The 19,658-nt window shown below is 73.9% G+C and carries 16 protein-coding genes and 1 tRNA gene; 11 read left to right on the forward strand and 6 right to left on the reverse strand.

The window, feature by feature from the left end:
• Positions 1 to 97: 97 nt before the first annotated feature.
• The 3 genes from lysA to ABZ621_RS08825 form a co-directional block, all read right to left on the reverse strand.
• The gene (gene lysA, locus ABZ621_RS08815) at positions 98 to 1,489 is read right to left on the reverse strand and encodes a diaminopimelate decarboxylase (protein ID WP_360602133.1); all 1,392 of its coding nucleotides are present in this window, start codon (positions 1,487 to 1,489) and stop codon (positions 98 to 100) included.
• 15 nt (positions 1,490 to 1,504) lie between these two features.
• A complete protein-coding gene (nrtL, locus tag ABZ621_RS08820; RefSeq protein WP_360602135.1) occupies positions 1,505 to 2,467 on the reverse strand; it encodes an ArgS-related anticodon-binding protein NrtL in 963 nt (320 codons plus the stop codon).
• A 215-nt stretch (positions 2,468 to 2,682) separates the two neighbouring features.
• Positions 2,683 to 3,153 (reverse strand): response regulator, encoded by a 471-nt coding sequence (locus ABZ621_RS08825; protein WP_360602137.1) that lies wholly within the window; start codon positions 3,151 to 3,153, stop codon positions 2,683 to 2,685.
• A 160-nt stretch (positions 3,154 to 3,313) separates the two neighbouring features.
• Between ABZ621_RS08825 and ABZ621_RS08830 the strand changes: the two genes are divergently transcribed.
• Positions 3,314 to 3,385, forward strand: a tRNA-Arg gene (locus ABZ621_RS08830).
• A gap of 120 nt (positions 3,386 to 3,505) precedes the next feature.
• Here ABZ621_RS08830 and ABZ621_RS08835 read toward each other — a convergent pair.
• Entirely contained in the window at positions 3,506 to 5,125 is a 1,620-nt protein-coding gene (locus ABZ621_RS08835) for a M4 family metallopeptidase (protein WP_360602139.1), read from the reverse strand.
• Between the two features lie 206 nt (positions 5,126 to 5,331).
• A complete protein-coding gene (locus ABZ621_RS08840) occupies positions 5,332 to 6,318 on the reverse strand; it encodes a Ku protein (RefSeq protein WP_360602141.1) in 987 nt (328 codons plus the stop codon).
• A 50-nt stretch (positions 6,319 to 6,368) separates the two neighbouring features.
• Between ABZ621_RS08840 and ligD the strand changes: the two genes are divergently transcribed.
• The 7 genes from ligD to ABZ621_RS08875 all read left to right on the forward strand — a co-directional run bounded on the left by ligD (position 6,369) and on the right by ABZ621_RS08875 (position 16,183).
• Positions 6,369 to 7,253: a non-homologous end-joining DNA ligase gene (gene ligD / locus ABZ621_RS08845; RefSeq protein ID WP_360602143.1), complete on the forward strand. Its 885-nt coding sequence runs from the start codon at positions 6,369 to 6,371 to the stop codon at positions 7,251 to 7,253.
• A gap of 86 nt (positions 7,254 to 7,339) precedes the next feature.
• Positions 7,340 to 8,203, forward strand: coding sequence for a DNA ligase (locus ABZ621_RS08850; protein WP_360602145.1), 864 nt, complete (start codon positions 7,340 to 7,342; stop codon positions 8,201 to 8,203).
• A 551-nt stretch (positions 8,204 to 8,754) separates the two neighbouring features.
• Positions 8,755 to 10,899 (forward strand): PBS lyase, encoded by a 2,145-nt coding sequence (locus ABZ621_RS08855; RefSeq protein ID WP_360602147.1) that lies wholly within the window; start codon positions 8,755 to 8,757, stop codon positions 10,897 to 10,899.
• Positions 10,900 to 10,986: 87 nt separating this feature from the next.
• The gene (locus ABZ621_RS08860) at positions 10,987 to 11,760 is read left to right on the forward strand and encodes a hypothetical protein (RefSeq protein ID WP_360602149.1); all 774 of its coding nucleotides are present in this window, start codon (positions 10,987 to 10,989) and stop codon (positions 11,758 to 11,760) included.
• Entirely contained in the window at positions 11,757 to 13,046 is a 1,290-nt protein-coding gene (locus ABZ621_RS08865; protein WP_360602151.1) for a HAMP domain-containing sensor histidine kinase, read from the forward strand. Before ABZ621_RS08860 ends, ABZ621_RS08865 begins: the two co-directional genes overlap by 4 nt.
• A 66-nt stretch (positions 13,047 to 13,112) precedes the next feature.
• The gene (locus tag ABZ621_RS08870) at positions 13,113 to 14,528 is read left to right on the forward strand and encodes an FtsW/RodA/SpoVE family cell cycle protein (protein WP_360602153.1); all 1,416 of its coding nucleotides are present in this window, start codon (positions 13,113 to 13,115) and stop codon (positions 14,526 to 14,528) included.
• Positions 14,525 to 16,183: a penicillin-binding transpeptidase domain-containing protein gene (locus ABZ621_RS08875; RefSeq protein ID WP_360602155.1), complete on the forward strand. Its 1,659-nt coding sequence runs from the start codon at positions 14,525 to 14,527 to the stop codon at positions 16,181 to 16,183. The genes ABZ621_RS08870 and ABZ621_RS08875 overlap by 4 nt, the downstream gene beginning before the upstream one ends.
• 34 nt (positions 16,184 to 16,217) lie before the next feature.
• Here the strand turns inward: ABZ621_RS08875 and ABZ621_RS08880 are convergent, their stop codons facing one another.
• Positions 16,218 to 17,333 (reverse strand): ferritin-like domain-containing protein, encoded by a 1,116-nt coding sequence (locus ABZ621_RS08880; RefSeq protein WP_360602157.1) that lies wholly within the window; start codon positions 17,331 to 17,333, stop codon positions 16,218 to 16,220.
• A gap of 169 nt (positions 17,334 to 17,502) precedes the next feature.
• Here ABZ621_RS08880 and ABZ621_RS08885 point away from each other — a divergent pair, with 169 nt between their 5' ends.
• The 3 genes from ABZ621_RS08885 to ABZ621_RS08895 all read left to right on the forward strand — a co-directional run bounded on the left by ABZ621_RS08885 (position 17,503) and on the right by ABZ621_RS08895 (position 19,652).
• A complete protein-coding gene (locus ABZ621_RS08885) occupies positions 17,503 to 18,438 on the forward strand; it encodes a diiron oxygenase (protein ID WP_360602159.1) in 936 nt (311 codons plus the stop codon).
• Positions 18,439 to 18,625: 187 nt separating this feature from the next.
• Positions 18,626 to 19,345 carry a TetR/AcrR family transcriptional regulator gene (locus tag ABZ621_RS08890; RefSeq protein ID WP_360602160.1) on the forward strand — a complete coding sequence of 240 codons (720 nt, stop codon included), beginning with the start codon at positions 18,626 to 18,628 and terminating at the stop codon, positions 19,343 to 19,345.
• A 37-nt stretch (positions 19,346 to 19,382) separates the two neighbouring features.
• Positions 19,383 to 19,652 (forward strand): hypothetical protein, encoded by a 270-nt coding sequence (locus tag ABZ621_RS08895; protein ID WP_360602162.1) that lies wholly within the window; start codon positions 19,383 to 19,385, stop codon positions 19,650 to 19,652.
• Positions 19,653 to 19,658: the final 6 nt, after the last annotated feature.

Genomic DNA, 19,658 nt, shown 5'->3' on the forward strand with positions numbered 1-19,658 from the left:
GTTCTGACGGGGATGGGAACAAGTCTCACTCACCGGACGGCGGATTCAGCCACTCGTCCGGATCCTGAGACATCGATTCCACCACCCGACTATTTCATCAGCCGACGTCGAGACGCAGGAGATCTTCCTCCGTCTCGCGCCGGACGATGACCCTTGCTTCGCCGTCCCGGACCGCCACCACGGGCGGCCGGAGGGCGTGGTTGTAGTTGCTCGCCATGGAGCGGCAGTAGGCGCCGGTGGCGGGCACGGCGATCAGGTCGCCCGGTGCCAGGTCGGCGGGGAGGAAGGCGTCGCGGACGACGATGTCGCCGCTCTCGCAGTGCTTGCCGACGACCCGGGAGAGCATCGGCTCGGCGTCGCTGACGCGGGAGACGAGGCTGACGCTGTACTCGGCGTCGTACAGGGCGGTGCGGATGTTGTCCGACATGCCGCCGTCGACGCTCACGTACGTGCGCAGCCCGTCGAGCGGCTTGATGGTGCCGACCCGGTAGAGCGTGAAGGCCGTCGGCCCGACGATGGCGCGGCCCGGCTCGACGGAGATCCGGGGGGTCCGCAGCCCGGCGGCCTCGCACTCGCGCGTCACGATCTCGCCGAGCGCCTTGGCGATCTCGTGCGGCTCGCGCGGGTCGTCCTCGGAGGTGTACGCGATGCCGAGGCCGCCGCCGAGGTCGATCTCGGGCAGCTCGACGCCGTGCTCGTCGCGCACCTCGGCGAGGAGCTGGACGACGCGGCGGGCCGAGACCTCGAAGCCGGCCATGTCGAAGATCTGCGAGCCGATGTGCGAGTGGATGCCGATGAGCTCCAGGCCGTCGAGCTTCAGCGCCCGGCGCACGGCCTCCGCGGCCTGCCCGCCGGCGAGCGCGATGCCGAACTTCTGGTCCTCGTGGGCGGTGGCGATGAACTCGTGGGTGTGCGCCTCCACGCCCACGGTCACGCGGATCTGCACGCGCTGCCGCTTGCCGAGGGACTGGGCGATGTGGGCGACCCGGACGATCTCCTGGAAGGAGTCGAGGACGATCCGCCCGACGCCGACCTCGACGGCCCGCCGGATCTCTTCCTCGCTCTTGTTGTTGCCGTGGAAGGCGATCCGCTCGGCGGGCATCCCGGCGGAGAGCGCGGTGGAGAGCTCGCCGCCGGAGCAGACGTCGAGGTTGAGCCCCTCCTCGTGCAGCCAGCGGACGATCGCGCGGGAGAGGAACGCCTTGCCGGCGTAGAAGACGTCGGCGTCGGTGCCGAAGGCCTCGGCCCAGGCGCGGCAGCGGGCGCGGAAGTCGCTCTCGTCGAGGAAGTAGGCGGGGGTTCCGAACTCCTCGGCGAGGTCGGTGACGCGCAGCCCGCCGACGGTCGCGACGCCCTGCTCGTCCCGGGCCACGGTCCGCGCCCACACCTTGGGGTCGAGCGTGTTCAGGTCGGCGGGCGGCGCGGTGTAGTGGCCCTCGGGGAGGACGTCGGCGTGGCGGGGGCCTGCGGGGTGGGCGGAACGGCTCATGTCTGGTCAGCTCTTTCAGATCCGGTCGGGTGCGCTGATGCCGAGCACGGAGAGGCCGCCGGCGAGCACCGTCCCGGCGGCTTCGGCGAGCGCGAGCCGGGAACGGTGGGCGGCCGAGGGTTTCTCGTCGCCGAGCGGCAGAACGGTGTGCTGGAAGCCGAGCAGCGCGTCGGCGACGGCTTCGAGGTGCCGGGCGACCCGGTCGGGGGCGCGGTGGCGGGCGGCGGCGAGAAGCACGGAGGGGTGGTCGCGGACCAGCCCGAGCAGCGGGTCCGCGACGTCCGTCTCGTACGAGGGGAGGACGTCGAGCTGCCGGCCGTTGACGAGCAGCCGCCGGGCGCGGGAGTGGGCGTACTGGACGCGGAAGAGCCCGTTGCGCTCGTGGCGCCCGAGGAGCGGGGCGCCGTCGAGGGGCCGGTCGTGGGGCGCGGCCCGCAGGAGCCGCCACCGGGCGGCGTCGCTGCCGAGCGTCTCCCCGTCGTAGGTCCCCGGGTGCACGTACACCCGCTCGCCCCCGTCCGCGACGCCGGCGTCACCCGCCTGCGCGCGCACCAGCCCGACGAGACACTCGACGACGACGGAGGCACGCTCCTCGCGCCCCGCCTCGAACCGCACGGTCTCCCCGGCGAGCCCGTCCCCGTGCCCGTACGAGAGCCCGGCGGCGCGCACGGCGGCCAGGAGCCCGGCCCCGCCACCGGGACGCAGGGTGAAATTCAGGAATCCGGGTCCGGTGATGTCCACGGCGAGGATGCCGTCGGCACCCTCCAGCCGCTCCTTGAGCAGGGAGGCGACGTCGAGCGCGGCCCGCCCGGCCGGCCGCGCGAGCGACAGGGCGACGCTGCTGGCGTACTCCCCCACCCCTCCCGGCCGCGCCTTCTCGACCTTCACGCGCGAAGGAACGTCGACCCGCAGCGCACCGTCGTCGACCGCACGGCGCACGGCGTGCTGCACGGTGAGGGAGAGGTCCGCGGGGGTCACGATCCCAGCCTAGGGGAGGAGGGGGGTCGGAACGCGAACCGGTTTCGCCATACGGGCACCCGGAAGCAAGGGAAGGGGGAAACCCCAGGTGGGAGGGGGCCCCGAAAACACAATCAAGATCACAAGCAACCGGAGGGAACCGTACGACGGGAATCCGTACGGCGGGCAGCCGGTACGACGGGCAACCGGTACGGCGGGAACCGCCCGATCCCCACTCAGCCCCGCGGGCAGTAACTCCCGGCGGCGGGTCTCTCGGGGCAGCCGTCCCCTGCGGACGGCTCCTCTCCCGCGTCGGCCCCGCCGGCCTGCCGCCGCTGCCGGGGCTCCCGGTGCAGCAGCTGCCGGACGACCCGTACGAGCTCCGCCGGCTCGAAGGGCTTGGCGAGGAACGCGTCCGCCGCCGGAGCCCCCTCGCCCTCCCCGCCGGCACTGATGATCGCCACGGGCAGATGCCGGGTCCGCGGATCCTCCCGCAGCCGCTGGGCGGTCTTGATCCCGTCGAGCCGCGGCATGACGACGTCGAGCGTCACGACGTCGGGCCGCACGCGATGCACGACGTCCAGACACTCGGCACCATCGGCCGCGGTCACGACCTCGAACCCCTCGAGTTCGAGATTGACCCTGATCAACTGCCGGATGACCTTGTTGTCGTCGACAACGAGCACCCGCCCGGACACGCCTGACACGTGAACGAGAGTAGGCCGCCCCGAGGGGCTGCGTCCGGGTTTTGCCCACTTCCGACCCGTGCGAGCGAACACCCCCGCGGTGACGCCCCGGAAATACCTGTTCACAGGCACCCCACCACAGCTGGTAAGGTTTCACCCGTCGCCGCCAAGCAGCGACAACGCCCCCGTAGCTCAGGGGATAGAGCAACGGCCTCCGGAGCCGTGTGCGCAGGTTCGAATCCTGCCGGGGGCACTTCGCAGGAAGTGCCAGAAGACCCCGCCCTCAGCGCAAGCTGCGGGCGGGGTCTTTTTGTCTGTCCATGCGCGCCCGTGCCCCGCCCGGCGCCGGAGGCGCCGGGCGGGTGTCCGAGGGTTACTTGACGTTGACGGCCTTCCAGGCGGCGTTGACCGCGTTGTATTCGGGGGACGTTGCGCCGTAGAGGTCCGATGCCGCCGAGAGGGTGGCGGTGCGGGCGCCGGCGTAGGTGGTGGAGGAGGTCATGTAGGTGGTGAGGGCCTTGTACCAGATCTGGTAGGCCTTCTCGCGGCCTATGCCGGTGAGGGTGGAGTTGTCGTAGGTCGGGGAGTTGTAGGTGACTCCGTTGATCGCCTTGGTGCCGCTGCCTTCGGCCAGGAGGTAGAAGAAGTGGTTGGCCGGGCCCGAGGAGTAGTGGACGTCGAGGCGGCCGAGGCTGCTGGACCAGTAGTCGGCGGAGTTGCCGTCCTTGCTGGGCTTGTCCATGTAGCGGAGCGGGGTGCCGTTGCCGCGGATGTCGATCTTCTCGCCGATGAGGTAGTCGCCCGCGTCGGCCGCGTTGTTCGCGTAGAACTCGACCGAGGTGCCGAGGATGTCGGAGGTGGCCTCGTTGAGGCCGCCGGACTCCTTGCTGTAGCGGAGGTTCGCCGTGGAGGCGGTGAGGCCGTGGGTCATCTCGTGGCCGGCGACGTCGAGGGAGGTCAGCGGCTTGGCGTTGCCGGCGCCGTCGCCGTACGTCATGCAGAAGCAGGAGTCGGACCAGAAGGCGTTGACGTACGCGTTGCCGTAGTGGACGCGGGAGTAGGCGGCGACGCCGTCGCCGCGGATGCCGTTGCGGCCGAGCTCGTTCTTGTAGAAGTCCCAGGTGACGGCCGCGCCGTAGTGGGCGTCGGCGGCGGCTGTCTCGCGGTTGCTCGCGAGGCCGTTGCCCCAGGTGTCGGTGGAGTTGGTGAAGAGGGTGCCGGTGCCGCTGGTGGCGCCCTTGAGGTCGTACGTCTTGTGGCCGCCGCGGGCGGTGTCCGTGAGGGTGAAGCCGGGGGCCGTGCCGAGGGTGACCTGGCCGCTGTACTGGGTGTTGCCGACGCCCGTCTCGATCGCCTCGTAGGAGTGGAGCTCCTTGCCGGTGACGGCGTCCGTGACGACGTGGCGCTCGCTCGGCGTGCCGTCGTGCTGGAGGCCCTTCTCCACGGCCTCCCAGGCGAGGACCGGCTTGCCGCCGGCCGCCCAGATCACCTTGCGGGCGCCTTCGCGGGCCTTGGCCGCGCTCGTGGCCTCGGCCGTGGCCGTCGTCGCGACGGCGATGCGGGCGTTCGTCGCCTTGGTGGTGGTGCGGGTGCCGTTCTTCTTGTGGTGGACGACGAGGTCGCCGCCGAGGACCGGGAGGCCGTCGTAGGTCCGCTCGTAGCGGGTGTGGACGGTGCCGTCCGCGTCCTTGACGACGTCGCGGGCGACCAGTTCCTCCCGGACGGAGAGGCCGATGGCCTTCGCCGTCTCGGTGGCCGAGGCCTGTGCCTGCCGGATCGCGGCCGCGCGCTGCGGGGCGCTGAGGACGACGGCGGTGGCCGCGGCCTCGGTGCCGGTCTCGTTGACGACCGTGGCTCCGGCGGTGCCGGTCTGGACTCCGACGACGACCATGGCGGCCGTGGCGACGAGGGCGGCGGTGCGGACGACGGTCCGGCGGTGCGAGGACTGCTGGCGGATCACGCGGGCTCCTTCGCTGAAACGCGTGGGGGTCATGTGGGGGGTGACGCGGAGGGGAGCGTGCCAGCCGGAACGGGTTTTTGACAGGTATGCAACAAGAATTTGACCATCTGTTGTCCGAAGGACGGCGAGAGGTGTCCGCTATGCGGCATGCGGAACGGGCCCCCTCGGAGGGAGGGGGCCCGTTCGGTGAGGCTCGTTCGGTGAAGCTTGCTTGGTGAAGCTCGTTCGGTGAGACCGCGTCAGGCCGTCTTCTTCTTCGGTGCGGCCTTCTTGGCCGGGGCTTTCCCGGCCGCCTTCTTGGCCGTCGTCTTCTTGGCCGGCGTCTTCTTCGCCGTCGCCTTCTTCGCCGTCGTCTTCTTGGCCGCCGTCGCCTTGGTCGTCGTCTTGGTCGTGGTCTTCTTCGCCGGGCGGCTCTTGATGTCCGTGACCTCCGCCGGCTCGCCCCGGGCCTCCTTCGCCTCGCGGACGCTCTTCTCCAGCGCCGCCATCAGGTCGATCACCTGACCGCCCTCACCCTCCTCGCCCGGCTCCGGGGGCGCCACGCCCTCGCCGCCGGCCGCCTTCGCGGCGATCATCTCCTCGACCGCCTCGCGGTAGTCGTCGTGGAGGGTGCCGATGTCGACCTCGCCGAGCGTGGCCATCAAGGCGTCCGCCAGGTCGAGTTCGGCCTCACGGACCGTCACCGGCGTCTCGGGGGCGACGCCTTCGGGGGCGCGGATCTCGTCGGGCCAGAGCAGGCCGTGCATGGCGATCACGTCGTCCACCACCCGGAGCATGCCCAGGCGTTCGCGGCCCCGGAGGGCGAACTTCGCCACCGCCACCTTCTCGCTGCGCTTCAGCGCCTCGCGCAGGAGGGTGTACGGCTTGGCGGCCGGCACGCCGTTGGCGGAGAGGTAGTACGCGGCGTCCATCTGGAGCGGGTCGATCTCGCCCGCCGGGACGAAGGCGACGATCTCGATCGTCTTGGCCGTGGGCAGCGGCAGCGCGGCCAGGTCCTCGTCGGTGATCGGGATCATGGTCCCGTCGGCGTCCTCGTACGCCTTCCCGATCTCGGACTGCGCGACCTCCTCGCCGTCCAGCTCGCAGACCTTCCGGTAGCGGATCCGGCCGCCGTCCTCGGCGTGGATCTGGCGGAAGGAGACGGAACGGCTCTCGGTGGCGTTCACGAGCTTGATCGGGATGCTGACCAGACCGAAGGATATGGCGCCGTTCCAGATCGATCGCACGGTTCATTCCCTTCGTGCCGGTATGGCGGGAAACGTGGGAGTCTCATCGTATGACGCCCATCACAGAGGTGGCGGGGCGGCGCATCACGCTCAGTAACCTCGGCAAGGTCATCCACCCGGCCACCGGCACCACCAAGGGCGAGCTGCTGCACTACTACGCCACCGTCGAGGCGGCGATACTGCCGCACCTGCGCGACCGGCCCGTCTCCTTCCTGCGCTATCCGGACGGGCCCGGGGGCCAGCTCTTCTTCACCAAGAATCCGCCGCCCGGTACGCCCGCCTGGGTGGCCACCACCCCCGTGCCGCGCACCGAGGACCCGCGGGCCCGGCAGGTGATGATCCAGGACCTGCCGTCGCTGGTGTGGGCGTCCAACCTGGTCCCGGAGTTCCACACCCCGCAGTGGACGGTCTCCTCCCCCGCCGTCGCCGACCGGCTCGTGCTCGACCTCGACCCGGGGGCGCCCGCGACGGTCGTCGACTGCTGCCGGGTCGCGCTCCACCTGCGGGAGCGGCTCGCCGCGGACGGCCTGGAGGCCTTCGCCAAGACCTCCGGGGCGAAGGGGCTCCATCTGCTCGTCCCGGTGGTGCCGACGCCGTCCGAGTCGGTCTCCGCCTACGCCAAGCGGCTCGCCGTCGAGGCGGAGGCGGAGCTTCCACGGCTCGTGACGCACCGGATGGCGAAGGCACTGCGCGCCGGGAAGGTCTTCGTCGACCACAGCCAGAACGCCGCCGCCAAGACCACCGCCACCCCCTACACCCTCCGCGCCCGCGCGCGGCCCACCGTCTCCGCGCCCGTCACCTGGGAGGAGGTCGAGGCCTGCGCCGCCCCCGACGACCTCGCCTTTGTGATGGGCGACATCGCGCCACGTCTGGAGCGGTACGGGGAGCTGCTCGACCCCCTCTTCGACCCTGGCCGGGCCGGCGGCGTGCCGTGAACGGCGCGGGCGGGAAGGGGGACGCGGGGCGCGGGGGCGGGGCGGCGGCCGGGGGCGGGGTCGTGCTCCCGCCGCCCGTGGACGTCATGCGGCCGCGGTCCGCCGACGCGCTTCCCCCGCAGGCGCCGCCGCCCCGGGAGCTCCAGTACTCCCTCAAGCTCGACGGGTTCCGGGCGCTCGCGTTCGTCCTGGAGGGCGGGCGGGTGGTGCTCCAGTCGCGGTCCCGGCGCGACCTCTCCGCCGACTTCCCGGACATCGCGGCGGCGCTGGCCGGGCGGCTGCCGCCCGGGATCGTGCTGGACGGCGAGCTCTGCGCGTACCGCGAGGGGCGGATCAGCTTCACCGACCTGCTGCGCTCGCACGCCGACCGGGTACGGGGCGGGATCCCGGTCTCGTACATCGCCTTCGACCTGCTCGCCGTGCCCGGCCGGGACGTCCGCGCGCTGCCGCTGCGCGACCGCTGGGAGCTGCTCGGTACGGCGCTGAGCGAGGCGGGCCCGCCGCTCCAGCGGGTGCTGGCCACCGAGGACGAGGAGACCGCGCGCGGCTGGTTCCGGGACCTGCGGCACGCGGGCGTGGAGGGGATCGTCGCGAAGCGCCTGGACTCCGCGTACCGCCCCGGCTCCACCTGGTCCTGGCGGAAGGTCCGGCACGCGGAGACCGTGGACGCGGAGCTGATCGGGCTCGTCGGGCCGGCCGACCGGCCCCGGGCGCTGCTCGTGCGGCTCGCGGACGGGCGCACCCTGACGACCACGCCCCGGCTCACCCCGGCACAGGCCCGGGAGGTCGCCGCCGCGGTCGCCGCGCGGGGTGGCGGCGTGACCGCGGCGACCGATCCCGAACACGGGCCGGTGCTGCGCATCGCGCGGCCCGCGGCGGTGGAGCTGCGGCAGGTCGCGGGGCGGCACGGGGCGCCGGCGTTCGTACGGCTCCGGGGGGAGGGGGTGTGACCCGAGGGGATCGGGGATCGGGGGGGGCGGGGGGGGATCGGGGGGGATCGGGGGGGATCGGGGGGGATCGGGGGGGATCGCGGCGAACGGGAGCGAGGCCGGGGACCCTCTGCGGTGTCGCCCCGCCCACGCACCCCGCCCACGCCCGCCCGCCCACGCCCGCCGCCCACGCGCGCGTACCCCTCGTCTTTCGGCCTCACGCGCGCGCACTTCCCGTCGCCCCGCCTCACGCGCGCGTGCCGCCCGTCGCCCCACGCGCGCGCGTGCACCCCCTCGCCACCGCGCTCACACGCACGCGCGCGTACCCCCTCGCAGCCCCGCCCACACGCGCGCGCGTACCCCTCGTCTCCTCGTCTCACGCGCGTGTACCGCCCGTCGCCCCGCGCACGCGCGTGTACCGTCCGCAACGGCCGGACCACGGCCCGTACATGGCGCAAACCGAGCGCAACGTCAGCCCTCGGCACGGTGCGTGACGCCTGTTCGGCGTCGATGTCGGTCCGTTGGTGCACACTTGCTGCCTGGTAAGCGCTCACGGGGAAGGCGGCCTGGCCATGCTGACGGGGATCGAGGAGGTCGACTGGGCGTCGTTGGGGCACGCCTACGGCCCGGCGGACGACGTGCCGGAGCTGTTGCGCGGTCTCGCCTCGCCCGACCCCGCGGAGCGCGAGGCGGCCCTCGACGGCATGTACGGCGCGGTCCACCACCAGGGCGACGTCTACGACTCCACCCTCGCCTGCATCCCCTTCCTCCTGGAACTCGTCGCCGACCCCGCCGTGCAGGACCGCGGCGCCATCGTCGAACTGCTCACCAGCATCGGCGGTATCGAGCTGGACGACGAGGACGACGACCTGGACGAACCCGCCGGACCGGGGCCGGACGACGCCGAGTTCGTCCCCGCGGCGAACTTCGCGATGGCGGCCGCCGCGGTCGCCGCCGGCGCCGACGTCTTCCTCGGGCTGCTCGACGGCCCCGACCCCGAGGCGCGGCTGGCCGCGCCGGTGGCGCTGGCGTCGCTGCACCCGGACCCGGCGCTCGTCCTGACCCTGCTGCGGGAGCGGCTCACGGTGGAGCCGGACACGGAGGTACGGCTCGCGCTGGTCGCGGCGGTGGGGCGGATCGCGCTGCGGCACGCCTCGCTGCGCGCGGAGACCGTCGACTGGCTGGCGTGGCTGGCGCGGGCGGCGCAGGACCCGGGGCTGCGGCTCGCGGCCCTCGCGCAGCTCGCGCGCTGCGCGCCGGGGCGGATCCCGCAGGACATCGTGCGGTGGGTGACCGAGCTCCTGGAGGAGATCCGGACGGCGCCGCGCCCGGAGCCGGAGGACGGGGGCTGTGATTCGGGGCCCGCGCGGGTGCCGGTGACGCTGGTCGGGCAGGTGCGCGAGCTCCTGGAGGACCACGTGGCGGGCCGGCGGACGCCGTGGACGGAGGAGCTGCTGCGCACCCTGCATGGGGCGCTCGACGACCGGGTGGACGACCGGATCGCGCTGATCCTGGCGCAGCTGCGCAGCCCCGACCCGGGCCAGCGGTCGGACGCGATCTGGCTGTGCGGGGGGCTGATACGGCTCTGGCGGGGGCGGTACGAGGAGGTCGTGGCGCTCGTCGGCGCGCAGCTCGCCGATCCGGACGCGCGGCTCCGGGACGCCGCCACCTCCTTCCTGGAGCGCCTCTTCGAGCTGGGCGCCCCGGCCGCCGACGCGCTCGCCGCGGTCCTCACGGCACGGGCCGCCGGGGCGTCGGCGACGACCGCCGGCGGGCTCGGGCGGCTGACGGGCCGGACCGGGCGGGACGGCGCGCTGCTCGCCCTCGCGCGGTCCGGCGACAGCCGGGCGGTGCCGCTGCTCGCGCGGGCGCTCGAAGGGCCCGGCGAGGTGCGGCGCGAGCTGCTGTACGCGGTGGACGGGCTCGGACCGGCCGCGGCGGGCCTCGCGCCGCTGCTGCGGCGGCGCCTTGCGGCGGTGGAGCTGGACGAGGACCTGTACGACCGGGCGGGCCCGCTGCTGTACGCGCTGGCGGCGGTGCGCGGCGGCCAGGCGCTGCCGGAGGTGCTGCGGGTGCTGCGCGGGGCGCCGGAGTACCGGCGGGAGTGCGTGCGGGAGGCGGTGGCGCGGACCCTCGGCGCGTTCGGGCCCGCGGCCCGGGAGGCGGTGCCGGAGCTGCGGGAGCTGCTCGGCTCCGGCACGGCGGCGGTCTCGACGGCGGCGGCGCGCGCCCTGTGGACGGTCGAGGGCGACGCGGACGCGGTGGTGCCGGTCCTGGTGCGGTGGCTGCGGCCCGGCTCCTCGGGGGCGGACCGGTGCGCGGCGGCGCAGGCGCTGGGCGCGATCGGCCCGGCGGCGGCCGGGGCGGCGCGGGCGCTGCGCCCGGGGCTGACGTCCCGTGACCTGTGGGAGCGGGTGCGGTGCGCGGCGGCGCTGTGGCGGGTGTCCGGGGAGACGGAGCGGACGCTTCCGGTGCTGCTCGCGGCCTGGGAGGAGAACCGGCACGCGCGCGTGGAGATCGTCGAGTGCCTCGCCGAGATGGGCCCGGCCGCGTCGGCGGCGCAGCTGCCGATCCTCACCGAGCTGACCCGCCGCCGCCGGCACAACGCCCGCGAGGGCGCCTCCGGCAGCCATGACGTCCACCAGGACGAGAAGCTGCTGACCCTCTGCCGGGCGGCCCTGGCCCGGATGGAGCTGCGGGGCCTCCGGGGGAACTAGTTCCCTCCCGCACCGGTGACGACAATCGACCGATAAAGGACACCCCTTATCGTTCTGTGCAATAACGGTCGTCATTCGAGGAGCAGCGTGAGACCCCGTACCGTCCGGCTCGCCGCCGTCCTCGTGCTGGGCGCCCTCCCGGTGCTCGCCGGGTGCGGCGGGCAGGGCGGGCTGGTGAGCGACGGGCCGACGGAGGCGGCGGTGGGGCCCGTACGGCTCTGGCCCGAGCTGCCGCCGGCCTCGGACCCCCCGGTCGACTACGGCGAGACCGACACCGAGCGGGTCCCGGGAATCACCGTGCGGGGCGCCGACGTGCGGACCGTGGATCCGGTCGCGGTGGTGCGCGCCGAGGTGGCGGCCCACCCCGACACGTACACCGGGGCGGACGGGCTGTACGCGGAGACCTCGCGGGCGGTGCTCGCCTGCGACACCGCGCCGGCGAAGTGCCCGGTGCTCTCGCCGTACTACCGGGACCTCACGGGGAACGGCCGGGACGAGCTGATCGTCGGGATCCGGATGCCGGAACAGCAGGTCGCCGTGCGGGTGTACCTCGCCGAGGACGGCGGCCTCACCCTGATCATGTCCACCGTCGACCAGGTGGTCAGCGTGGAGCTGGCCGGGCACGACCTGATCGTGCGGGCCGCCTCCGCGGGGATTCCCGGGTACGAGTACCGCACCGCCTGGTCGTGGGACGAGCGGCAGCACAGCATGCTGCCGGCCCGGGACGAGATCGTGCCCGTACGGGGGAGCGCCACCCGCTCGCCCCGCGCCACCCCGGGCACGCCCCGCGCCGTCTCGCCGGGCTCGCCCCGCACGGCCCCCGCCTCCCCCCGTACGGCCTCCCCGGAGCCGGCCTCGTGACGCCGCGACGTGCGCGCCGGCCCCGCGCGCCCGCCTGGACCGCGACGCTCACCTGGAAGGCCGCGGTCTTCATCGCGGTGATGTGCTGCGCGCTCGCCGCCCTGCTCGGCACGCTGGTGCACGTCTCCGTGACCGGGCAGACCGTGCGGGACGCGCGGGAGAAGGCGCTGTCGCGGCTGGTGGAGGTCACCCGGTCGTACGAGGCGGGCGAGCCGCTGCCGCCGTTCGCCGGGCTCGACCCGGCGGGGCTGCCGGAGCCGTTGCGGCGGCTGACCGCGCGGGGCGAGCGCGGCACGATGATCGCCGACCACGAGGGCCGGCCGACGATGTGGGCGGCGGGCCCGGCGGACGGGCACGCCCTCGCCGTCCGCGTCGACCACAGCGTGGGCGCGGGGACGATCGACGCGCTCGACCGGTCGATCGTCGGCTCCTCCGTGCTGGCCATCGCGGCGACCCTGGCCGTCGGCGTCGCCGCCGTCACCCGGGTCACCCGGCGGCTCCACGCCACCGCGCAGGTGGCCCGCCGGATCACCGCCGGCGACCTGGACGCGCGCGTGGACGACCCCCGGACGAAGGACCCCCGGCGCCCGCAGGACGAGGTGGCGACGGTCTCCGGCGCCCTCGACACGATGGCCTCCTCGCTGCAGGGCAAGCTCCAGAGCGAGCAGCGGTTCACCGCGGACGTGGCCCATGAGCTGCGCACTCCGCTGACGGGCCTGTCGGCCGCCGCCGAGCTGCTGCCGGAGGGGCGGCCCGCGGAGCTCGTACGGGACCGGGTGCGGGCGATGCGCGGGCTGACCGAGGACCTCCTGGAGATCTCCCGGCTCGACGCCCGCAACGAGACGGTCGACCTGGCCGTGCACGGGCTCGGGCCGCTGGTCGAGCGGGTGGTGCGCGCCTCGGGCGCGGAGACCGAGGTGCGGATCGTGCGGGACGCGGCGGTGGAGACGGACCGGCGGCGCCTCGAACGGGTCCTGGGCAATCTGGTCGCCAACGCCCACCTGCACGGCCGGCCGCCGGTGGTGGTGACCGTGGACGGGGCGACGGTGACGGTGCGGGACCACGGGCCGGGCTATCCGGAGTACCTCCTCGGCTCCGGCCCGCAGCGCTTCCGCACCGAGAGCGGCGGCAAGGGGCACGGTCTGGGCCTGACGATCGCGGTCGGGCAGGCCGAGGTGATCGGGGCGGAGCTGGAGTTCGGCAGCGCGCCGGAGGGCGGCGGGGCGGAGGCGCGGATCCGGCTGCCGGAGTACGTGCGGTTCACCGACGACGGCCCCGAGGGATGAACGGCCGTCACGGCACACCGTCACACAAAAGGGACATACGGCATATGGCTTGCTACGTTGCCGAGCATGACCGCACCTCGGATCCCGGACGCCTCCCCGGCCGTGTCGCCGCCCGGTGTCCGGGACCCGAAACGGCGCGGCGTGGAGCTGGTCCTGCTCCTGGGCGCCGTCCTGATCTCCGTCTGCGGCTACGCCGAGGTGGGCTTCGCCCACGACGGGGCCGTGCCGCCGGACGCCGCCCGGTACGGCGCGGGGCTCGGCCTGCTCGCGCTCCTCGCGCACCTCGCCGTACGGTTCCGGGCGCCGTACGCGGACCCCCTCCTGCTGCCGATCGCCGTGCTGCTCAACGGGCTCGGCCTGGTGCTGATCTACCGGCTCGACCTGGAGACGCCCCGCGACCAGGCGGCGACCACGCAGCTGGTGTGGTCGACGCTCGGGGTCGCGCTCTTCATCGTGGTCGTGCTGCTGCTGCGCGACCACCGCGCGCTCCAGGGGTACGCGTACGTCTGCGTGGCCACGGCGCTGGCGCTGATGATCCTGCCGATCTTCTTCCCGGCGGTGAACGGGGCCAGGATCTGGATCCGGATCGGCGGGCTCTCCTTCCAGCCGGGCGAGTTCGCGAAGATCCTCCTCGCGGTCTTCTTCGCCGCGTACCTCTCCGCCAACCTCAGCGCGCTCGCCTACGCCGGGCGCCGGATCTGGAGGTTCCAGTTCCCGACCTGGCGGGTGCTCGGGCCGATCGTGGCGATCTGGCTGCTGAGCGTCGGCGTCCTCGTCCTGGAGCGGGACCTCGGCACCTCGCTGCTCTTCTTCGGCCTCTTCGTGATCATGCTGTACGTGGCGACCGGCCGCACCGGCTGGATCGCCATCGGGCTGCTGCTCGCCGCCGCCGGGGCCTTCCTCATCGGCTCCGTCGAGCCGCATGTGCACAGCCGGGTGCAGGACTGGCTGGATCCGTACGCCTCCATCCGGGCCGGCGACGGGCCCGGGCAGCTCGCCCAGTCGCTCTTCGCCTTCGCCGCCGGCGGGATGCTCGGCACCGGGCTCGGCCTCGGGCACTCGGTGCTCATCGGCTTCGCCACCAAGTCGGACTTCATCCTGGCGACGGCCGGCGAGGAGCTCGGCTTCGTCGGACTCGCCGCGCTCTTCCTGCTGTACGCGCTCTTCGTGGCGCGCGGCTACCGTGCCGGGCTCTCGCTGCGGGACCCCTTCGGGCGGCTGCTCGCGGTCGGGCTCGCCTCGATCGTGGCGCTCCAGGTCTTCGTGATCGCGGGCGGCGTGATGGGGCTGATCCCGCTGACGGGCATGGCGATGCCGTTCCTCGCGCAGGGCGGTTCGTCGGTGGTGACCAACTGGGTGATCGTCGCGCTCCTCGTGCGCGTCAGCGACTCGGCGCGGGCGCCGCAGCCGGAGAGCGCGGACACCGGGGAACTGGCGCGGGTGGAGGCGGGCCGCGGGCCGGTGCGGGAGGCGGGCCGGTGATCCGGTACATCCGGCGGGCCGCCGCGCTCTGCCTCCTGCTGCTCGTCGCGCTGCTGGTCAACGCGGTCCGGGTGATGCTCGTCGAGGCCGGGGAGCTGGACGCGAATCCGGCCAACCGGCGGAACGCGATCGCCCGCTGGGCCGAGCCGCGCGGCGAGATCGTCGTCGACGGGAAACCGGTGACCGGCTCCCGGGACAGCGGGCAGCAGCTGCGCTGGGAACGGACCTACCGCCGGGGCCCCTTGTACGCGCCGGTGACCGGCTACGCCTCCCAGACGTACGGCACCACGATGCTCGAACACGCCGAGGACGCGCTGCTCGCCGGCACCGACCCGATGCTGGCGCCGCTGCCGCTGTGGAACGAGTTCACCCGGGGCCGCTCCCCCGGCGGCGACGTGGTGACCACCATCCGGGCGTCGATGCAGGAGGCGGCCTACCGGGGGCTGGACGGGAAGCGGGGCGCGGTCGTCGCGCTCGAACCGTCGAGCGGCCGCATCCTGGCGCTCGTCTCCTCCCCCTCGTACGAGCCCGGCGTCCTCTCCGGCACCGGGGCGGACGTCAAGGACGCCTGGGCCCGGCTGACCACCTCGCCCAACCAGCCGATGCTCAACCGGGCGCTGCGGCAGACCTATCCGCCCGGCTCCACCTTCAAGATCGTGACCGCGGCGGCGGCGCTGGACGCCGGGGTCGTCCGGGACGTGGACGCGCCGACGGACACCCCCGACCCCTTCGTGCTGCCCGGCACCCGGCAGGTGCTGCCGAACGAGGCCCGGGGCTGCGAGGACGCCTCGCTCGCGTACGCCCTCCAGTGGTCCTGCAACACGGTGATGGCCGGGCTCGGCGTGGACGTCGGCCTGGAGGGCATGGTCGACACGGCGGAACGGTTCGGCTTCGACGACACCACGCTGCGGGTGCCGTCGTGGGTGGCGAAGTCCAACTTCGACCGGGAGATGAGCCCGGACCAGCTGGCGCTGTCGTCGATCGGGCAGTTCGACACGACGGCGACGCCGCTCCAGATGGCGATGGTGGCGGCGGCCGTCGCCAACACCGGGGAGATCGCCCGGCCGTACCTCGTCGACCGGACGACCACCTCCGGCGGGACGACCGTGGACCGCACCCCGCGCCGCCCCTACCGGCAGGCGATGAGCCCCTCGACCGCGCTCCAGCTCCAGCGGCTGATGGTGAAGGCGGTGGAGGAGGGCACGGGCACGAACGCGGCCATCCCCGGGGCGCGGGTCGGCGGCAAGACCGGGACGGCGCAGCACGGCTTCGGCAACACGGGGACCCCGTACGCCTGGTTCATCGCCTGGGCCCAGGCCGAGGACTCGGGCCGGCCCGCGGTCGCGGTGGCGGTCGTCGTCGAGGACGCGGAGGCCGCCCGCACCGACATCAGCGGCGGCGGCAGCGCGGCCCCGATCGCCCGCGACGTCATGCGGGAGGCCATCCGCCTGGAGGCGGAGGCACGCGGCACGCCCGGGGCGCCCGGCGCGCGTCCCTCCGGGGCGACGCCGCCGGCCGGCCCGCGCGGCGCGCCCGGGGCGCCGACGCGGACCCGGGGCGCGCCGGCCGCCCGCCCGGGCGAGGCCCCGGCCGCCGGTCCGCCCACGCCCCGAGGGGCGCCTGGCGGCGGCACCCGGACCCGCGGGACGGGCTGACCCGGGACCTCGGCGCCCCGTCGGGCGTCGGCGGTCACTCCTTCGCGCCCTCCGCGATCGCCTCCGCGACCTCGGCGACCCGGGCGCGCTCCTCCGTGGCGAAGCGCTCGGCGTCGAGGCGTTCGGCGATCTCCTCGTCCTGGGTCATGAGGAGGTCGAGGTTGGAGTCGCCGAGGTCGAAGACGCCCATGTCGAGGTAGGCCTTCTGGAGGCGTTCGCCCCAGAGGCCGATGTCCTTGACGCAGGGGACGATCCGGCTGAAGAGGAGCTTCCGGAAGAGGTGCAGGAAGTCGTTCCGCTCGCTGAACTCCTCCGCCTCCTTGCGCGGGATGCCGAAGTTCTCCAGGACCTCGACCCCGCGCAGCCGGTCGCGCATGAGGTAGCAGCCCTCGATGACGAACTCCTCGCGCTCGCGCAGCTCCGCGTCGGTGAGCTGCTTGTAGTGGTCGCGCAGGGCCATCCGCCCGAAGGCCACGTGCCGGGCCTCGTCCTGCATGACGTACGCCAGGATCTGCTTGGGCAGCGGCTTGTCGGTGGTGTCGCGGATCATGCCGAAGGCCGCGAGGGCGAGGCCCTCGATGAGCACCTGCATCCCGAGGTAGGGCATGTCCCAGCGGGAGTCGCGCAGGGTGTCGTCGAGGAGCGTCTGGAGGTCGTCGTTGATCGGATACAACATCCCGACCTTGTCGTGGAGGAAGCGGCCGTAGATCTCGGCGTGCCGGGCCTCGTCCATCGTCTGGGTCGCGGAGTAGAACTTCGCGTCGAGGTCGGGCGCGGACTCGACGATCCGCGCGGCGCAGACCATGGCGCCCTGCTCGCCGTGGAGGAACTGGCTGAAGTTCCACGCCGCGTAGTGGCGGCGCAGGTCGGCCTTGTCCTTCTCGGTGAGCTTCGCCCAGTGCCGGGTGCCGTACAGGGCGAGCGCCTCGTCGGGCGTGCCGAGCGGGTCGTACGGGTCGACCTCCAGCTCCCAGTCGATGCGGCGGGCGCCGTCCCACTGCTTGTCCTTGCCCTTCTGGTAGAGGGCGAGGAGCCGCTCACGGCCGGCGCCGGCCATGTCGTACTCCCAGGAGAAGCGGGCGTCGCCGGTCGCCGGGATCTGCCGGCCGGGTCCGGACGGGGGGTTCACGTAGAGCTCGTGCGTCGACATCGACCACTCCTTCGGCCACCGGCGTCCTGCCGCCTCCAGCAGGCTCACACGTTGCTGTACGAAGCGTCAACAAGTCGCGCACGAGGGATTGACGGGCTTGCTGACGGGCAGTCTGATAGCAAGTGACCGACGGTAACCCCGAGTTCGATGCCAGCGAGGTGCCCCCGCCATGAGCCCCTACACCGAGCCCGACTTCACCCGGCTGCGGGACGCGCTCGGGCCGCTGCGCGACCGCGAGCGGCTCGCCGAAAGGCTCCTGGAGGCCTCCCGCAAGCACTCGTACGACCCCGACACCGAGCTCGACTGGGACGCGCCCTTCGAGGCCGCCACGTGGTACTGGCCGCCGGAGCTGGTCTCCCTCTACGGCACCCCGCTGTGGCGCCGGATGTCCGAGGAGCAGCGGATCGACCTCTCCCGCCACGAGGCCGCGTCGCTCGCCTCGCTCGGCATCTGGTTCGAGATCATCCTGATGCAGCTGCTCGTCCGGCACGTCTACGACAAGCCGCTGACCGGCAGTCACGTGGGCTACGCACTCACCGAGATCGCGGACGAGTGCCGGCACTCGATGATGTTCGCCCGGCTGATCCGGAAGAGCGGGACCGGCGAGTACCCGGTGCCGCGGGTCTACCACAACCTCGGCCGCGTCCTGAAGACCGTCTCCACCACCCCCGGCTCCTTCGCCGCGACCCTCCTCGGCGAGGAGATCCTGGACTGGATGCAGCGGCTGACCTTCCCGGACGAGCGGGTCCAGCCGCTGGTACGCGGGGTGACCCGGATCCACGTGGTGGAGGAGGCCCGGCACGTCCGGTACGCCCGCGAGGAGCTGCGCCGCCAGATGGTGACGGCGCCGCGCTGGGAGCGGGAGTTCACCCGGCTGAGCTGCGGCGAGGCCGCCCGCGTCTTCTCCACCTGCTTCGTCAACCCCGCCGTGTACGACGCGGTGGGCCTGGACCGCCGGCAGGCGGTCGCCGAGGTCCGCGCGAGCGGCCACCGCCGCGAGGTCATGCAGTCCGGCGCCAAGCGCCTGACGGACTTCCTCGACGACATCGGCGTCCTCCGCGGCCCCGGCCGCCGCCTCTGGCGCTCCTCCGGCCTCCTGGCCTGAACCCCCCGCCGCCACCTTCCGGGGCGGGCGCCGGCCGGCGCCCCGGACTTCGATCCGGCGCGAGCCCGGACGCCCAGGTCCGGTGCGGGACCGGGCCCCGGGTCGGGTGAGGGACCGGGCCCCGGGTCCGGTGAGGGGTGGGCGGATGGGGATCCGGAGGGGGAGGCGGCGGGGTTACGCTGCCGCCATGACGAGCGCCTCTCCCGCGTACCGCCGGCTCAGTGTCGAGGAGCGGCGCGGCCAGCTCCTGGAGGCCGCGCTGGGGCTCTTCGCGCACCGGGCGCCCGAGGACGTGTCGCTCGACGACGTCGCCGAGGCGGCCGGGGTCTCGCGGCCCCTGGTCTACCGCTACTTCCCCGGCGGCAAGCAGCAGCTGTACGAGGCCGCGCTGCGCTCCTCCGCCGACGCCCTGAACCGCTGTTTCGCCGAGCCCGAGGACGGGCCGCCCACCGAACGGCTCGGCCGGGTCCTCGACCGCTACCTCGCCTTCGTGGACGGCCACGACGCCGGCTTCAGCGCGCTGCTGCGCGGCGGCAGCGTCGTCGAGACCTCCAACACCACCTCGATCGTGGACGAGGTGCGGCGGGCCGCCGCCGGCCAGATCTTCCTGCACCTGGGCGCCGAGCGGCCGGGCCCGCGGCTCGCGATGCTGGTCCGCACCTGGATCGCCGCGGTCGAGGCGGCCTCGCTCATCTGGCTCGACGACGGCAAGCGGCCGTCCGCCGCCGAGCTGCGCGACTGGCTGGTCGACCACCTGGTCGCCGTCCTGGCGGCGGGCTCCGCGCGCGACCCGGAGACCACCGGGGTCGTCCGGCGGCTGCTCGCCCAGGAGCGGGCCGACGGGCCCGTCGCCGACCTGGCCCGGCGGCTCGCGCCGCTCGCCGGCGAGGCCGCGCACCTGCTGTGACCTCCCGCGACGGGCGCGGCCGGGGGAGACTGGTGGGGTGAGAAGCGAGAACACCCCCTTCCGCGGCGGCCCCCTCGACGGGCGGGTGCTGCCCATCCTGCTCGGCGCGACCGGACACCCGCCGAAGTGGTACGAGGTGCCGGTCCCGGCCCACGACGGCCGGCCGCCCATGCTCTACACGTACCGCCGCGAGCCCGCCGGCCACACCCGGCGGCTCGGGCTCCAGCGCGGCTGGGTCTACGAGTACGCCCCCGAGGGCCGCGAGCGGCGCGAGCTGAAGTGGCCGTGGTCGAAGCCGAACGGGTGATGCCGG

The organism is Streptomyces sp. NPDC007863 (assembly GCF_040633895.1).
In the GTDB taxonomy this organism is placed as follows: domain Bacteria; phylum Actinomycetota; class Actinomycetes; order Streptomycetales; family Streptomycetaceae; genus Streptomyces.

What these genes read in the sequence shown, in the direction of transcription:
- lysA (WP_360602133.1), bottom strand. Translation starts at nt 1,489, where the DNA reads ATGAGCCGTTCCGCCCACCCCGCAGGCCCCCGCCACGCCGACGTCCTC.
- ABZ621_RS08835 (WP_360602139.1), bottom strand. Translation starts at nt 5,125, where the DNA reads ATGACCCCCACGCGTTTCAGCGAAGGAGCCCGCGTGATCCGCCAGCAG.
- ligD (WP_360602143.1), top strand. Translation starts at nt 6,369, where the DNA reads ATGACGCCCATCACAGAGGTGGCGGGGCGGCGCATCACGCTCAGTAAC.
- ABZ621_RS08850 (WP_360602145.1), top strand. Translation starts at nt 7,340, where the DNA reads ATGCGGCCGCGGTCCGCCGACGCGCTTCCCCCGCAGGCGCCGCCGCCC.
- ABZ621_RS08855 (WP_360602147.1), top strand. Translation starts at nt 8,755, where the DNA reads ATGCTGACGGGGATCGAGGAGGTCGACTGGGCGTCGTTGGGGCACGCC.
- ABZ621_RS08870 (WP_360602153.1), top strand. Translation starts at nt 13,113, where the DNA reads ATGACCGCACCTCGGATCCCGGACGCCTCCCCGGCCGTGTCGCCGCCC.
- ABZ621_RS08880 (WP_360602157.1), bottom strand. Translation starts at nt 17,333, where the DNA reads ATGTCGACGCACGAGCTCTACGTGAACCCCCCGTCCGGACCCGGCCGG.
- ABZ621_RS08885 (WP_360602159.1), top strand. Translation starts at nt 17,503, where the DNA reads ATGAGCCCCTACACCGAGCCCGACTTCACCCGGCTGCGGGACGCGCTC.
- ABZ621_RS08890 (WP_360602160.1), top strand. Translation starts at nt 18,626, where the DNA reads ATGACGAGCGCCTCTCCCGCGTACCGCCGGCTCAGTGTCGAGGAGCGG.